Genomic DNA, 16,076 nt, shown 5'->3' with positions numbered 1-16,076 from the left:
GGTTTCACACTCACACGAAACCGGCTCCTCACCGCAGACGGCGCGGCCCGACATCGAGCCGGGGCCCGACCTCCGGCCGCAGCACGGCTCTGGCCCCCAGCACGACCACCGCCGACTCCCCCACCAGGACCTCGTCCAGGTCCATCCGGAAGACCTCGGGCAGGGCGTCGGCGAGGAGACCGACCCTGACCAGCAGGTCCTCCAGCGCTCCGACGGCCACCGGCGGGTAGCCGTACTCGCCGAGGAGCAGCGGCGCGGCCCGCACCGAGCGCACGAGGGCGGCCGCGTCCTCGCAGGTCAGCGGGGCGAGGCGGTAGGCGCGGTCGCCGAGCAGCCGGGCGGCGACGTCGCCCAGGCCGAATGACACGACCGCCCCGGCGTCGCGGTCCTGCATCACACCGACCACGGTGGTCGCGGAGGGCTGCGGCGCCATGTGCTGCACGGCGATCGTCATGTCCGGGGCGAGCGTCGCGGCCAGATCGGCGTACGCCTGGCGGAGGCTGCCCGGCTCGTTCAGGCCGAGCCGTACGGTGCCGGACCGGCGCGGGGCGTCGGGATCGGCGGCGGCGGTCACGGGGCGGGGCACCGGCTTCAGCGCGACGGGCCATCCGAGCCGGGAGGCGGCGGCCACCGCCGCGTCGGCGGAGGCGACCGGCTCCGCCGGCCACACCTCGACGCCGTAGCAGGCGAGCAGCTCCGACGCGTCGATCTCGACCTGTTCGTCACCGGACTCCAGCGCCGCGGCGATCAGCCGCTTGGCCAGCCGGGTGTCCACGCCCTCGACGGCGGGGGGCGTCCCCACGGGCTGCTCGCGCCATCGGGCGTAGCGCACGACGTGGGCGAGCGCCCGGACCGCCTCCTCCGGCGCGGGATAGGACGGGATGGAACCCCTGGACGGCCCCTCGCCGGGAACGCGCAGGTCGGCGGGCATCCCCAGCTCGCCCTGGAAGCTGGCCAGCACCGGCTTGCCGGACTCCCCGGCGACCCGGAGCAGCTCGGCGGCGACCTCGGCGTGCCCTCCGGGGATCGGCGGCATGTAGATCACGACGGCCGCGTCCACGTCGGCGAGCACGCCGCCGAGCGCGTCGGCGAACTCGGTGCCGCCGGCCCGCGCCCCCAGGTTGACCGGCGGGACCGGGTCCAGGCCCCTGGCGCGGCAGGCGTCCACGGCGAGCAGCGCCAGCGCGTCGGAGTTGCTGACCACGCCCACCCGGGGACCGGCGGGCAGCGGCTGGTGGGCCAGCAGCTGCGCGACGTCGAACAGCTGGGCCAGGTCGTCCACCCGGATCACGCCCGCCTGCTGGAACAGCGCGCTCAGGGCGGTGTCGGGGAGGCGGAGGACGCGTGCGGCGTGCCCGGTGGGCACCCCCTGGCTCTTCACGACGACGAGCGGCTTGGTCCGGGAGATCCGCCGGGCCAGGCGGAAGAACTTGCGGGGATTTCCCAGGGACTCCAGGTAGAGCAGAATCACGTCGGTCGCCGGGTCCTCCTCCCAGTACTGCAGGAGGTCGTTGCCCGACACGTCGGCCCGGTTGCCCGCCGAGACGAACGTCGAGATGCCCATGCCGCGCTGGGCCACCCGCTGCAACAGCGCGGTGCCGAGCGCACCGGACTGGCTGAAGAACCCCACCCGGCCGCGGCCGGGCAGCGTCGCGGCGAGGGTCGCGTTGAGGCGGACCGCGGGGTCGGTGTTCGCGATGCCGAGGCAGTTGGGGCCGACCACGCGGAGGCCGTACGCGCGGGCGATGCGGACCAGCTCGTCCTGGCGGGCGCGCCCCTCGAGGCCGGTCTCCCCGAAGCCGGACGACACCACGACCAGGCCCTTCACCCCCTTCTCCGCGCATTCCTCGACCACGTCGAGCACGCCTTCGGCGGGGATCGCGAGCACGGCGAGATCGACGTCCCCGTCGATCGCGGACACGCTCCGGTAGGCGCGCACCCCCGCCACGGCCCTGACCTCGCGGTGCACCGGGTAGACCGGGCCGGTGAAGTCGGCGCCGAGCAGGTTGCGCAGCACGGTCTGGCCGATGCCGCCCGGTTCCCGGCTGGCGCCGATCACCGCGACGGATCCCGGCTTCAGCAGCCGCTCGATGGACCGCGCCTCGGCACGGTGCTCGCGGTCCGCCGTCACCTGCACGGCGCTGTCCGTGGTGGCCAGGTCGAGCGTCATCCGTACGACGCCGTCCTCGAAGTGGCTCTGCGCGGTGTATCCGGCCTGGCGGAACATCGCGATCATCCGGTGGTTGGCGGGCAGCACGTCGGCGATGAACGTCCGGATCCCGCGCTCCCTGGCGGCGGCCCGCAGGTGCTCCAGGAGCACGGATGCCATGCCCCTGCCCTGGTGGGCGTCCTCCACGAGGAAGGCCACCTCGGCGTGGTCGGCCGGCTGGACCCGGTCATACCGTACGACCGCCACCATCTCGGTGCCGATCGTGGCGATGAGCGCGACCCGGTTGTCGTAGTCGACGTTGGTGAACCAGGCGATCTCGCGGTCGCTCAGCCTCGGCCGGGGACCGAAATAGCGGAAGTAGATCGACTGCTCGGAGAGGCGGGAGTAGAACGAGCGCATCAGATCGGCGTCGTCCGGCCGGATCGGCCGCAGGTGCGCCGTTCCGCCGTCGGAGAGCACGACGTCCGCCTCCCAGTGGGCGGGGTAGCGGGATTCCACAGACCCGAGGGTAGTCCCGGCGCGGAACGGCCCGGCAGGATGCACAAGCTGACAACGCTTGTGCATCGACTCTCAGGGAGCGGCGACCCAATTCCCCACGACGTGGCCGGAAGCTGTTAAGTTTCTCGGCATAGCCCTCATAATCCGGCGAGGACGCCGACCCCTCCGGCGGACTTACCTCCACGAGCAGCTGGCAAGGTGGTGACATCATGACGCGGGTCGTCGTGGTGGGCGATCTCATGACCGACGCGCTGGCGCGCGCCCGCTTCCCCCTCGCGAGAGCGAGCGACACCCCGGCGGTCGTGACCATGCACGGCGGCGGCTCCGGGGCGAACGTCGCGTCCTGGCTCGCGGTGGAGGGCAACGAGGTCGCCTTCATCGGCCGTCGCGGCGCCGACATCACCGGCCGCAACCGCGACATGGAGCTGATGGGCTACGGCGTGGACGCCCGGCTCGTGATGGATCCCGAGCGGCCGACCGGCACCTGCGTGGTGCTCGTCACCCACAAGGGCGAGCGGACGATGCTGTCCGACCCCGGGGCCAACGCCGCCCTCGCTCCCGAGGACCTGCCCCGCGACCTGTTCAGCTCGGGTGCCCATCTGCACATATCGGGATACACGCTCATCAACGAAGGCTCGCGCGACGCCGGCCTGGCCGCGCTCGACCTGGCCCGGCGGGCCGGGATGTCGATCTCCATCGACTGCGCCTCGGCCGCCCCCGTGGAGCGCACGGGGGCCGAGCCGTTCCTTGAGTGGACCCACGGTGCCAAGCTGCTGCTCGCCAACGCCCACCAGGCCAAGGCGCTGACCGGCAGGGACGAACCCGCCGCCGCGGCGAAGGTGCTCACGGCCTGGTTCCCGCAGGTCGTGATCAAGCTCAACAAGGAAGGCGCGCTCTGGTACACCAACGGCCGCGCCGAGCCGGTCCGGGCGTCCGCCGAGACGATCGATCGGATCGCGGACGGCACCGGCGCGGGCGACGCGTTCGCCGCCGGTTTCCTGCCGCCGTGGCTGGCCGGCAAGCCGCCGGCCGAGGCCCTCTCGGCCGGGAACGCCCTCGCCGCCAAGTGCATCACCTACCTCGGCGCCCGCCCTCGCCTCTGACTCCTGACTCCGCAAGACGCGGGCCGTACGGCCCGCGCGCTGCGTGCGGCGACGTGTGGCTGCGTGCGTCGTGAAGATCCGCCTCTGACGGCCTGGCTCTGTGACCGAGTCAGGCCGTCACCGCGAGAACGAGCGGCAGGACGGCGGGAGCCCCCGCGTGCCGGATCTGCGCCGTGGCGAGCGTCATCGTCCAGCCGGTGTCCACCCGGTCGTCGACCAGCAGGACCGGGCCACCGGCCGCGGCGATCCGTCCCGCGAGATCGCGCGGCATGGCCAGGGTGCCGCGGACGGCGTTGACCCGCTGGGCGCTGTTGTACTGCCGCCCCGGTGATCCGTCGCGGTAGCCCAGCTCCCCCAGATATTCCAGGCGGCCGATCCGCGCGATCCGCTCGGCCAGGTTGCGGACGAGCAGCGGCCGCGTGGCGGACGGGACGCTGACCACCGCGGCCGGCCGCCCCTGCCAGTCCCACGACTTGAGCACGCCCACCACGGCGTTGAACACGTCGTCGGGAACGGGCCCGTCCTGCTGGGCGAGCAGCTCGCGCAGCCGGGTGCCCCAGCCGATGTCGGTGAGTCGGCCGAGTGCCCGGCCGGTCTCCGCGGACAGCTCGGGCTTGATCCTGCCCTTCAGGTCGGCGAGACCGGTCGGCCACTGCCGCCGGGCCTCCAGGTCCACTCCCGGCCGGACCAGGCGCTCGTGCGCGGCCTGGACGTCCTCGGCCGCGACGTCCGGGGAGCGGTGGGCGCCGGTGCAGTTGTCGCACCGGCCGCACGGGCGCGCCTCGTCGTCGTCGAGATGGCGGCGGAGGAACCGCTCCCGGCACTCCGTGGTGGAGATGTAGCCGAGCATGGCCTCCTGCTCGGCCTTCCGCTCGGCGGCGACCCGCTGGTAGCGGTCGGCGTCGTACTCCCACGGCTCTCCGGTGGCCTCCCAGCCGCCCTTGACCCGCCGGACCGCGCCGTCGACGTCGAGGACCTTGAGCATCATCTCCAGCCGGCCCCGGCTGAGGTCGACCCGGGTCTCCAGGGCGGCCGTGGACAGCATGCCCTCCTCGGACAGCGCCGCGAGCGTCGCCCGGACCACCGGCTCGGGCGGGAACGCCAACGAGGCGAAGTAGGACCAGATCTCCCGGTCCTCGGCGCCCGGGAGCAGGATCACCTCGGCCTTCTCCACCCCACGGCCAGCGCGCCCGACCTGCTGGTAGTACGCCACGGGGGACGCGGGAGCGCCGACATGGACGACGAACCCGAGGTCCGGCTTGTCGAAGCCCATGCCCAGCGCGGAGGTGGCGACCAGTGCCTTGATCCGGTTGGCGAGCAGGTCCTCCTCGGCCGCCAGCCGCTCGGCGGGGTCGGTCTGCCCGGAGTACGCGGCCACCCGGTGCCCCTGCTCCCGCAGGTAAGCGGCGATCTCCTGGGCGGCGGCGACGGTCAGCGTGTAGACGATGCCCGAGCCCGGTAGCTCGTGCAGCGTCCTGGCCAGCCACGCCAGGCGCTGCTCGGCCCCGCGGAGCCGTACGACACCGAGGTGCAGGCTCTCGCGCTCCAGCGGGCCGCGCAGGACCAGCGGGGCGGCGGGATCGTCCCACTCGGGGCTCGCCGCGAGCTGCTCGGCGACGTCCCTGGTCACCCGCGCGTTGGCGGTCGCGGTGGTGGCGAGGACGGGGATGCCGGGCGGGAGCTCGGTCAGCATCGTGCGCAGGCGGCGGTAGTCGGGCCGGAAGTCGTGTCCCCAGTCGGAGATGCAGTGGGCCTCGTCGATCACCACGAGCCCGGCGCTCTCGGCCAGCTCGGGCAGCACCTGATCGCGAAAGTCGGGGTTGTTCAGCCGCTCGGGGCTGACCAGCAGCACGTCGATCATGCCCTCGGCGACCTGGGCGTAGATCTTCTCCCACTCCTCGGGGTTGGCCGAGTTGATCGTCGCGGCGTGGATGCCCGCGCGCTCGGCGGCCGCGATCTGGTTGCGCATCAGGGCCAGGAGCGGCGAGACGATCACAGTGGGTCCCTCGCCGAGCTCGCGCAGCAGCGCGGTCGCGACGAAGTAGACCGCCGACTTGCCCCAGCCGGTGCGCTGCACGACCAGTGCGCGCCGCCGGTCCATCACCAGGGCCTTGATCGCCGACCACTGGTCGTCGCGCAGCCGCGCGCTCTCTCCGGCGAGCGCCCGCAGGCGCGCCTCGGCCTCGTCCCGCAGCGCCTGCTCTTCCCCTGCCACTTCTCCTGTCACAGGGTCCTTGCTACCAGTTCCCCCCGACTGTTCGCGCCCCGTGGGGAGGGCTCGTGCCGGACACCATCGGAGGACACGGGTGGAGGACACGGTTGGAGGAGACCGTTGGAGGAGACCGTTGGAGGACACGGGGGGAGGACATGGTTGGATGAATCCCGTTATGGACGTGACCACCTGGTACCTGGAGCAGATCGCTCCGGGCGATCTGCTTCCCGCACGCGAGCCGCGAGTGCCCGTGGACATCGTGCGCGCGGAGATCCCCTCTCCGGAGTTCAGCCGTTTCCTGTACACGGCGGTCGGCGGCGACTGGCAGTGGACCGAGCGCCTGCCGTGGACCTGGCACCAGTGGATGGCGTGGCTGGACCGGCCGGGTGCGGAGACCTGGGTCGCATGGCGCGACGGCACCCCCGCCGGCTACGTGGAGCTGGTCGCCCAGGACGCCGGCGTCGTGGAGATCTCCAGCTTCGGGCTCCTGCCGTACGCCATCGGGCAGGGGCTGGGCGGGCACCTGCTCACGGCCGGTACGGCACGGGCGTGGGACATGGCCGACCGCTGGCCGGACCTGAAGCCCACCCGGCGCGTCTGGCTGCACACCTGCTCCCTCGACGGCCCGGCCGCGCTGGCGAACTACCAGGCCCGCGGCTTCCGGGTCTACGACACCAAGCTGAACGTGCCGGGCGACGCGGACGAGGGGTCCACCCCGGGACCGTGGCCGGGTGCGATGCGCCCACTGCCCCATACGCGTTGAGGTCCTGCCCGGCACGTGCTGCGGCTCCGCCCGGCAAGAATACGACAGGCGGCATTAAACCGGACTAGCCAGGACGGGAATCGCGGCTGAGCCGCGGCTGAGTCGCGACTGTGTCGCAAGCACTCGCTGTCATCGGCACAATGTTCGATATGGCCCGACGCACGACCACACCCCCGCCGGACGAGGACTTCGAAGAGCGGATCGTCGATATCGACGTGTCCGTGGAGATGCGCACCAGCTACCTGGAGTACGCGTACTCGGTGATCTACCAGCGCGCGCTCCCGGACGCCCGAGACGGGCTCAAACCGGTGCAGCGCCGCATCCTCTACTCCATGAGCGAGATGGGGTTGCGTCCCGATCGCGGCCATGTCAAGTCGTCCCGCGTCGTCGGCGACGTCATGGGCAAGCTGCACCCCCATGGCGACACCGCCATCTACGACGCGCTCGTACGCATGGCCCAGCCGTTCTCGATGCGGCTGCCGCTGGTGGACGGGCACGGCAACTTCGGCTCACCCGACGACTCACCGGCCGCCATGCGGTACACCGAGGCCCGCCTCGCCCCGGCGGCGACGCTGATGGTGCAGTCGATCGACGAGGACACCGTCGGCTTCAAGCCCAACTACGACGGCCAGGAGACCGAGCCGTCGGTCCTGCCCGCGGCGTTCCCCAACCTCCTGGTCAACGGCGCCACCGGCATCGCGGTCGGCATGGCGACCAACATGGCGCCGCACAACCTCGGCGAGGTCATCGCGGCGGCCCGGCACCTGATCAAGCGGCCGGACGCGACGCTCGACGAGCTCATGCGCTTCATCCCGGGGCCCGACCTGCCGACCGGCGGCACGATCATCGGCCTCTCCGGCGTCAGGGACGCGTACGAGAAGGGCCGCGGCACCTTCAAGATGCGGGCCAAGGCCGCGATCGAGCAGGTCACGCCGCGCCGCAAGGGCATCGTGATCACCGAGCTGCCCTTCAACGTCGGCCCCGAGCGCGTGGTCACCAAGATCAAGGAGCTGGTGACCGCCAAGAAGCTCAACGGCATCGCCGACCTCAAGGACCTGACCGACCGGCACAAGGGCCTGCGCCTGGTCATCGAGGTCAAGAACGGCTTCAACCCCGAGGCCGTGCTGGAGGAGCTCTACCGGCTGACGCCGATGGAGGAGACCTTCGGCATCAACAACGTCGCGCTGGTGGACGGCCAGCCGCGCACGCTCGGCCTGCGCGAGCTGCTGCAGGTCTACGTCGACCACCGCCTCGACGTGGTGCGCCGCCGTTCGGCCCACCGCCGCCGCAAGCGCGAGGAGCGGCTCCACCTGGTGGACGGCCTCCTCATCGCGCTGCTCAACATCGACGAGGTCATCCGCATCATCCGCTCCTCCGACGACACCGCCCACGCGCGCACGGCGCTGATGGAGGCGTTCGAGCTGAGCGAGATCCAGGCCAACTACATCCTGGACACCCCGCTGCGCCGCCTCACCCGCTACGACAAACTGGAGCTCGACGGCGAGAAGGAGACGCTGTCCGCGGAGATCGCCGCGCTCACCGAGATCCTCTCCTCCGAGGAGCGGCTCCGCCAGGTCGTCTCCAAGGAGCTCGCCGAGGTCGCCAAGACGTACGGCACGCCCCGCCGCACCGTCCTGCTGGAGTCGTCGGGCGCGGCTCTCACCGCGGCGGTGCCGCTCGAGGTGGCCGACGACCCGTGTCTGATCCTGCTGTCCTCGACCGGCCTCCTGGCCCGCACGACCGACGCCACGCCGCTCGCCGCCGAAGGCGAGCGCGCCGCGCACGACGTGCTGATCTCCGTGGTGCGCAGCACGGTCCGGACCGAGGTGGGCCTGGTCACCTCGCAGGGACGGCTGATCCGCGTCCCCGTGGTCGACCTGCCGACGCTGCCGCCGTCGGCCAACCCGCCGACGCTGGCCGGCGGGCATCCGGTCTCCGAGTTCGTCACGCTGAACCCCGGCGAGACCGTGGTTGGCCTGGGCTCGCTCGATCCCGACGGCCCCGGGCTCGCCCTCGGCACGACCCAGGGCGTGGTCAAGCGGGTCATCCCCGAATATCCCGCCAACCGCGACGAGTTCGAAGTCATCGGCCTCCGCGACGGGGACACCGTCGTCGGCGTGGCCGAGCTGACCTCCGCCGACCACGACCTGGTCTTCATCACCTCCGACGCCCAGTTGCTGCGCTTCCCCGCCTCCTCGGTCCGCCCGCAGGGCCGGCCGGCGGGCGGCATGGCCGGGATCCGTCTGGACGGCGACGCCCGCGTGATCTGGTTCGGTGTGGTCGATCCCGCCCAGGAGGCCCGAGTCGTCACGATCGCCGGCTCCTCGACCGCCCTGCCCGGCACCCAGGTCGGCGGCGGCAAGGTCTCCGACTACGCCGAGTTCCCGCCGAAGGGCCGGGCGACCGGCGGTGTGCGGGCCCAGCGGTTCCTCAAGGGCGAGGACGTGCTCCTGCTCGCCTGGGCCGGTCCGGCTCCGGCGAAGGCGGTGTCCTCGACCGGCAAGCCGATCCCGCTGCCCGAGGAGCTGGGCCGCCGCGACGGATCCGGCGTCCGTCTCACCCACACGGTCGCCGCGGTCGGCGGAGCCCTGGGCAGCACGGACATGACCGGGAAGACGGCGGGCGAGCAGGACGGCGGCGCGACGAACGACTCCCCGGGCGGCGGGACGGAGTAGGAACCGCCCGGCACCACGTGGTGGTGCGGCTCCGGAACAGGCTGGAGCGGCACCGCCACCATCGTCGTGGCGGGAACGACGCGAGTACGCCGATGCCGGACACCGCGCGACAGGGTGCCGTGACGCCCCCAGATCTGTCGCACGAAGGGCCCCCGGACAGAGTCACGCAATACGCATGCGGGAACATCTTTCTCATGAAAGGTGAGTTCGATGATCTACTCGCGGCCAACGAACAGTACGCGCGTACCTTCCCGTACTCCGATCTGACCGGTCAGGCCGCCCGCGGCCTCGCCATGGTGACCTGCATGGACTCGCGCATCGACCCGCTGGGGCTGCTCGGCCTGAGGGCGGGAGACGCGAAGATCATCAGGAACGCCGGGGCACGAGTGACCGACGACGTGCTCCGCACGCTCGTCCTCGCCGTCTACCTGCTCGGCGTGAACCGGGTCCTCGTCATGCCGCACACCGACTGCCGGATGTCCAAGTCCACCGACGACGACGTCCACCAGCTCATCGCCGACCAGTACGGCGTGGACACCCGCAGCCTGGAGTTCAAGACCGTCCCCGACCAGGACGCGGCACTCAGGCACGACCTGGTCCGCATCAGGACCAGCCCGTTCCTGCCGCAGGATCTCGTCGTGGGCGGCGCGATCTACGACGTTCACACCGGCCGGCTGCACCCCGTCGAGATGTGACGCAACGGACGCCCTGACGGCTCCGGTGCTTCCGTCCTCATGCGCCCGAATGGGGCCGGAGATGTCGGGGCTCTGCTACGTTCTTCGCGGAGCGATCAGTCGTCCATAAGGAGCCCCCCATGCCCCGCAGCGTGCCCCGGACCGACGGCCGCAGATCCGGAGGTTTCCGGAAGTGGGCGATCCTGATGGTCATCGCGGCCATCATCCTCGCCGTACCGACCGTGATCGGTGCGTTCGGCGGCTTCGAACGCACCGGCGGCGGCGAGGTGGCGGTCATCCGCAACGGCGGCCTGCTGGACGACAACCGGGTGCGCCAGATCATCGAGCCGGGTTCCAGCGTGACCTGGATCGGCTGGTGGTCCCAGATCCACCGCTATCCCGCCCAGCAGCGCTACTACACGATCACCTCCGCAGGAGGCGGCGAGCGGTCCGGCGTCGACGTCGTCACCGTCCCCAGCAGCGATGGCGTCAACATGGGCATCGAGGGCACGCTGTACTTCAACCTCAATCTCGACCACGAGACGCTCAAGTCCTTCGACGACAAGTTCGGCACCCGCAAGTTCCGCAGCGCGGGCGGCGGGACGTACTACCCCTGGGACGGCGACGAAGGCTGGTCCGCCTTCCTCGACCAGATCATCCGCCCGGTGATCGACAACGACCTGCGCAGCCAGGTCAACAGCTTCCGCTGCGCCGAACTGGTCTCGTCCTGCTCCCTTGTGCAGAACTCGGGCGATCAACAGACCGGCCTGCAGCAGCTCGGCAACAACGCCAACATCGCCAAGATCCAGAACGCGGTGAACACCAGCCTCGCCGAGGACCTCAAGAGCACGCTCGGCGCCGAGTTCCTCACCAACATCCACTTCAACCTCTCCCGGGTCACGCTCCCCAAGCAGGTCCAGGACGCCGTCGACCAGGCACAGGCCGCCTTCGCCAAGGTCACCGAGGCGCAGGCCAAGGTCGCGCAGGCCCGCGCCGAGGCCGACGCCAACAAGGCCCGGCAGGACGGTTACAACAAGTGCCCGACCTGCGCCGAGATCGAGAAGCTGAAGGCCCTGCCCCAGGGAATCACGGTGTACGCCCCCGGAAACACCGGAGGCGTGGCCCTGCCCACCCGCTGAACCATCCCCATGCCGAGAGCTCGCCGGCGAGGAGCGAGCGGACGGGAGGCACATTCTCGATGCGCGTCCTGATTCTGCCGACGGTCGTGATCGTCGTCGCCGCTCTGGTCTATGTGCTCGTGATCCTGATCCGCGGCGCCGTACGGCCCGGCGGCGGGGCGGTCGAGCCGCCGCGGTGGGAGACCCACACGGCGATGGAGGACGGCTGGACCCTCGTGATCATCCGGCAGATGACCCGGGGAAAGGACGGACCGGTGGAGCTGTCCAGGCAGACGGTGCGGGCCATCCCCGACGACGACCCGCACTGGGACGAGCGCTACCGGGAGGCCATGCTCGAAGCGCGCTCCCGGATCACGACCCTCGAACTCGAATCCCCTTAGGCGTCGATGTGGTTGCGGTCGACCTCGGCCGCGCTGCCCACGATGAACTCGCGGCGCGGGGCGACGTCGCTGCCCATGAGCAGGTCGAAGATGCGCTCGCCCGCCTCGACGTCCTCGATCCGCACCCGGCGCAGCATGCGGTGGCGGGGATCCATGGTGGTCTCGGCCAACTGGTCGGCGTCCATCTCGCCGAGGCCCTTGTAACGCTGGATCGGGTCCTTCCAGCGCTTGCCCCGCCGCTCGAGATCACGCAGGACCTTGTGCAGCTCCGCGTCGGAATAGGTGTAGACGTACTTGTCCTGACCCCTGCCGGGGTTGGTGACCTCGATGCGGTGCAGCGGCGGCACCGCGGCGAACACCCGTCCGGCCTCGACCATGGGCTTCATGTACCGATGGAACAGCGTCAGGAGCAGGCAGCGGATGTGCGCGCCGTCCACATCGGCGTCCGCCATCAGAACGATCTTTCCGTACCGCGCGGCGTCGATGTCGAACGACCGGCCCGACCCCGCGCCGACCACCTGGATGATCGCGGCGCACTCGGCGTTCTTCAGCATGTCGGCCACGGAGGCCTTCTGCACGTTCAGGATCTTGCCGCGGATCGGCAGGAGCGCCTGGAACTCCGAGTCGCGGGCCAGCTTCGCGGTGCCGAGCGCCGAGTCACCCTCGACGATGAACAGCTCGCTGCGGTCCACGTCGTCGCTGCGGCAGTCGACGAGCTTCGCCGGGAGCGCCGAGTTCTCCAGGACGGACTTGCGGCGCTGGTTGTCCCGGTGCTCCCGGGCCGCGATCCGCGCCTTGGCGGCCGCCACGATCTTCTCCAGGACCGCGCGCAGCTGCTGCTTCTGCGCCCGCTTGGGCGTGGCGAGCAGCTCCTTCAGGTCCCGTGAGACGACGTGGGACACGATCCTGGTCGCCGCCGAGGTGCCGAGGATCTCCTTCGTCTGGCCCTCGAACTGCGGCTCGGGCACGCGTACGGTGACCACGGCCGTCAGGCCCTCGAGGATGTCCTCCTTGGTGACCGGGTCGTCGCCGTTCTTGAGCAGCCGTGTCTCGCGGAGCTGCTCGTTGATCGTGCGAACCAGGGCCCGCTCGAACCCGGCGACGTGGGTGCCGCCCTTGGGCGTGGCGATCACGTTGACGAAGGAGCGGACCGTCGTCTCGTAGCCCTTGCCCCAGCGGAGCGCGACGTCCACGGAGAGCTCGCGCTCGACGTCGGTGGGGGTCATGTGGCCCTGCTCGTCGAGCACGGGGACGGTCTCGCGGAAGTGCCCCACGCCCTGCAGCCGCTGCACGTCACACACGGCCTCGTCCCGGGACAGGAAGTCGACGAACTCGCCGATGCCGCCCTCGAAGAGGTACGTCTCCTCGACCGGCTCCTCGCCCCGGCCATCCCGCAGCACCAGGGTGAGCCCGGGGACCAGGAAGGCCGTCTGGCGGAGCCGTACGTGGATCTCGTCGATGGACAGCTCGGCGTCGGGCAGGAAGATCTGCTTGTCGGACCACCAGCGGACGCGGGTGCCGGTGACGCTCTCGCCCTCCTGCGAACGCCGGCGGGTCTTGCGCAGCCCCGATCGGGCTTCGAAGGCGGCGTCGGGACCGGCTCCGGAGAACACACCGGGGTTGCCGCGCTTGAAGCTGATCATGTGGGTGCGGCCGCCGCGGTCGACCTCCACGTCGAGCCGGGAGGAGAGCGCATTGACGACCGACGCGCCCACGCCGTGCAGACCGCCGGACGCGCCGTAGCTGCCGCCGCCGAACTTGCCGCCCGCGTGGAGCTTGGTGTAGACGAGCTCGACCCCGGCGAGACCGCTCTTGGGCTCGATGTCGACGGGGATGCCGCGGCCGTTGTCGCGGACCTCGATCGAGCCGTCGGGGTGCAGCTCCACCTCGATGCGGGTGCAGAAGCCCGCCAGCGCCTCGTCGACGCCGTTGTCCACGATCTCCCAGAGACAGTGCATCAGGCCGCGGGTGTCGGTGGACCCGATGTACATCCCCGGGCGCTTCCGGACGGCCTCAAGGCCCTCCAGTACCGAGAGATGACGGGCCGTATAAGCCGTCTCCGCGCTGACCGCCGTCACACCGACTCCCATTTATCAATCGAACAGGCGTACGCAGCCTACCGCCCATCATGTTTTTACGGGTACCAGCTTGCCAGGCCCGGGGCTATCTCCCGTACCTTCGGTGTGATCTGGACCACTTTCCGGATCATTCCGCTCTCGGCGTAGCGGGGGGGTGATTGGGAACGTCCGCATCCGGTTAGATGTTGTCCCAAGTGACTGACGCCAACGTCCCCACATGGTGGGGTGACCCGAAAGGCGATACGTGACTGGAGCTCTCGCCCCCATCAAGCCGCTGACTGCCCTGGACCGCTGCGACCGATGTGGCGCTCAGGCCTACATCCGCGCGACCCTGCCCGTGGGAGGGGAGCTGCTCTTCTGCGCTCACCACGGACGCCAGCACGTGAGCGTGCTGCGCGACAAGGGTGCGGAGATCCAGGACGAGTCGGCCCGACTCAGTGAATCCCCCGCGTCCGCGCCGAGCGAGCGCTGACCCGACAGACGGCGTGACTGGGGGCGGTCCACAAGACCGCTCCCCGGCCGCGCCGTCCGCTTGTTCCCCTGGACCGCACAACCGACCGCACCCACCGCGCGTCGGGCCGTGCCGGCGCCGCGCCGCCCGCCTATTCCCCTTGAGTGCACGCCTTGAGCGCACGCCCGTCGGGCCGTGCCGCACCCGGCCTTCCCGGCGGGATCACCGGATTCGCCCGCCGTGCGGATCACCGGACGCGGTAGTGATACCGCCCCGCCACGGTGAAACCTTCACGCTCGTAGAGCGCGCGGGCCCCCTCGTTGGCCTCCGTGACGACCAGATAGGCGCGGCTCGCCCCCTGGGCCCTCCCCCAGCCGAGCAGACCGCGCAGCACCGCGCCGCCCAGCCCGCGCCGCCTGGCCTCCGGGACCACCGCCATGCGGTAGATCCCGATCCACTCCCCCTGCCGCACTGCCCGCCCCACGGCGTCCTCACCCAGCGAGGCGTATGCCGCCGGGACTCCGGTGAGAATGCGCACACCCCACTCCTTGGCGGAGATCTCGGTGTCCTGGGGGTGCCTGCCCCCGTCCACCCGCCACCAGGTGTCCGCCCATCCCGGTGACGGCTCCTGTGCGATCGTCAGGTCGGCCGCGCCGTCTAGTGCCGTGACCGGCAAGGTTTCCCCGGAAGGAAGCGACGGCCGGGTCATCACCAGCGTGGGATCGACCAGACGGTAGCCGCGGGACTCCAGCTCCGCGTCGAGCCCGGGCGTAGCGCCCCCGCCGATGGAGAACACACACGGGCGCCCGAGCTCCCTGTAGAACGCCTCCGCCTCGTCGATCGCCCTCCCCAGGTCGGGACGCTCCCCCAACGGCAGCACGGAGTTGGCCCGCTTGGTCACACCACCCGCGTGCCGGTGGACCCAGTCCCCCGCGGCCACCCGGTACGGCGCCGGCCACGCCTCGTCGACGAGCAGATCGAAGTCGGACATGGGCGGACCTTACCTCAGCACCCTGATCGCGTTCGTCCACGCTGGTCACCCCCCGGTCGCCTACGCCACCGGGTGATCGCGTCGCTAGGCTGAGGGACGTGCTCATCCTGCTGCCGCCCTCCGAAGGAAAGGCGTCCCGGGGCGACGGACCCGTGCTCGACCTCGACACCCTCGGCTTCCCCGAGCTCACCTCCCCCCGGGAGAAGGTGCTCGACGCGCTGATCACGCTCTGTCACACCTCCGATGCCCGGGCCATGCTCGGCCTGTCCGAGGGGCAGCAGGGCGAGATCGGCAGGAACCGCGATCTGCGCACCGCCCCCACCCTCACCGCCACAGAGTTGTACACGGGCGTTCTCTACGACAACCTGGGCATCGCCACGCTGGCCCCGGAGGCTAGAAGGCGGGCCGACGAGCGCGTCATCGTCTTCTCCGGCCTGTGGGGCGCGCTCCGCCTGACCGACCGGGTCCCGCCGTACCGGCTCTCCATGGCCCGCGCGCTTCCGCCGATGGGCGGCCTCGCGGCGTTCTGGCGCCCGTCCCTCACCGCGGCGCTCGACCCGCTGCCCGGTCTGGTCGTGGACATGCGGTCCGCGACGTACGCCCAGGCGTGGCCGGCCGGCGCGCGGGCGGTCGCCGTACGCGTGCTGAAGGAGACGGCCGGCAAACGCACCGTGGTGAGTCACATGGCCAAGGCGACCAGGGGCGCGGTGGCCCGATCACTGGTGGAAAGCTCCGATGAACCGGGCGACCCTCAGGAACTGGCCGAGGCTCTCAGGAGGCTCGGCCACCACACGGAACTCGGACCGGCGCCCCGCCCCGGCAAGCCCTGGAGCCTCGATATCGTGATAAGTTCATGATCACATTCAGCCGTGCACATGCCCCGAGGAAGTGCGCAGCAGGGCGTGATTTGTCAGACACGACCTGACGGCCCCGCCCTCCGGG

At 71.1% G+C, this 16,076-nt stretch carries 12 protein-coding genes; 8 read left to right on the top strand and 4 right to left on the bottom strand.

Going from position 1 to position 16,076, the window contains the following annotated elements; translation table 11 throughout:
* Positions 1 to 28: 28 nt before the first annotated feature.
* Positions 29 to 2,668: a bifunctional acetate--CoA ligase family protein/GNAT family N-acetyltransferase gene (locus tag QSK17_RS24270; RefSeq protein WP_285707493.1), complete on the bottom strand. Its 2,640-nt coding sequence runs from the start codon at positions 2,666 to 2,668 to the stop codon at positions 29 to 31.
* 209 nt (positions 2,669 to 2,877) lie between these two features.
* On the opposite strand from QSK17_RS24270, the gene QSK17_RS24265 reads away from it, so the two are divergent.
* Complete coding sequence (locus tag QSK17_RS24265; protein ID WP_285707492.1) at positions 2,878 to 3,771, top strand: carbohydrate kinase family protein; 894 nt, start codon at positions 2,878 to 2,880, stop codon at positions 3,769 to 3,771.
* Positions 3,772 to 3,880: 109 nt separating this feature from the next.
* Here the strand turns inward: QSK17_RS24265 and QSK17_RS24260 are convergent, their stop codons facing one another.
* Entirely contained in the window at positions 3,881 to 5,986 is a 2,106-nt protein-coding gene (locus QSK17_RS24260) for a RecQ family ATP-dependent DNA helicase (RefSeq protein ID WP_352231833.1), read from the bottom strand.
* A 160-nt stretch (positions 5,987 to 6,146) separates the two neighbouring features.
* On the opposite strand from QSK17_RS24260, the gene QSK17_RS24255 reads away from it, so the two are divergent.
* The 5 genes from QSK17_RS24255 to QSK17_RS24235 all read left to right on the top strand — a co-directional run bounded on the left by QSK17_RS24255 (position 6,147) and on the right by QSK17_RS24235 (position 11,614).
* On the top strand, positions 6,147 to 6,746 hold the full coding sequence (locus QSK17_RS24255; RefSeq protein WP_285707490.1) for a GNAT family N-acetyltransferase: 600 nt from the start codon (positions 6,147 to 6,149) through the stop codon (positions 6,744 to 6,746).
* 149 nt (positions 6,747 to 6,895) lie between these two features.
* Complete coding sequence (locus QSK17_RS24250) at positions 6,896 to 9,421, top strand: DNA gyrase/topoisomerase IV subunit A (RefSeq protein ID WP_285707489.1); 2,526 nt, start codon at positions 6,896 to 6,898, stop codon at positions 9,419 to 9,421.
* A 194-nt stretch (positions 9,422 to 9,615) separates the two neighbouring features.
* Positions 9,616 to 10,116, top strand: coding sequence for a beta-class carbonic anhydrase (locus QSK17_RS24245; protein ID WP_285707488.1), 501 nt, complete (start codon positions 9,616 to 9,618; stop codon positions 10,114 to 10,116).
* Positions 10,117 to 10,235: 119 nt separating this feature from the next.
* Positions 10,236 to 11,234: an SPFH domain-containing protein gene (locus tag QSK17_RS24240; RefSeq protein WP_285707487.1), complete on the top strand. Its 999-nt coding sequence runs from the start codon at positions 10,236 to 10,238 to the stop codon at positions 11,232 to 11,234.
* 59 nt (positions 11,235 to 11,293) lie between these two features.
* Positions 11,294 to 11,614, top strand: a complete 321-nt coding sequence (locus QSK17_RS24235) for a hypothetical protein (RefSeq protein WP_285707486.1) — start codon at positions 11,294 to 11,296, stop codon at positions 11,612 to 11,614.
* Here QSK17_RS24235 and QSK17_RS24230 read toward each other — a convergent pair.
* A complete protein-coding gene (locus QSK17_RS24230) occupies positions 11,611 to 13,704 on the bottom strand; it encodes a DNA gyrase/topoisomerase IV subunit B (RefSeq protein WP_285707485.1) in 2,094 nt (697 codons plus the stop codon). The two genes, QSK17_RS24235 and QSK17_RS24230, sit on opposite strands and share 4 nt — an antisense overlap.
* A gap of 232 nt (positions 13,705 to 13,936) precedes the next feature.
* Between QSK17_RS24230 and QSK17_RS24225 the strand changes: the two genes are divergently transcribed.
* Positions 13,937 to 14,164 carry a DUF7455 domain-containing protein gene (locus tag QSK17_RS24225; RefSeq protein WP_285707484.1) on the top strand — a complete coding sequence of 76 codons (228 nt, stop codon included), beginning with the start codon at positions 13,937 to 13,939 and terminating at the stop codon, positions 14,162 to 14,164.
* A gap of 226 nt (positions 14,165 to 14,390) precedes the next feature.
* Here QSK17_RS24225 and QSK17_RS24220 read toward each other — a convergent pair whose 3' ends face one another.
* Positions 14,391 to 15,134: a GNAT family N-acetyltransferase gene (locus QSK17_RS24220; RefSeq protein ID WP_285707482.1), complete on the bottom strand. Its 744-nt coding sequence runs from the start codon at positions 15,132 to 15,134 to the stop codon at positions 14,391 to 14,393.
* Between the two features lie 98 nt (positions 15,135 to 15,232).
* Between QSK17_RS24220 and QSK17_RS24215 the strand changes: the two genes are divergently transcribed.
* Complete coding sequence (locus QSK17_RS24215) at positions 15,233 to 15,991, top strand: YaaA family protein (protein ID WP_285707481.1); 759 nt, start codon at positions 15,233 to 15,235, stop codon at positions 15,989 to 15,991.
* The last annotated feature ends 85 nt before the right edge of the window (positions 15,992 to 16,076 follow it).

Origin of the sequence: Microtetraspora sp. NBRC 16547 (assembly GCF_030268965.1) — a bacterium.
Lineage (GTDB): Bacteria > Actinomycetota > Actinomycetes > Streptosporangiales > Streptosporangiaceae > Microtetraspora.
This window is presented reverse-complemented; position numbering and strand designations above follow the sequence as displayed.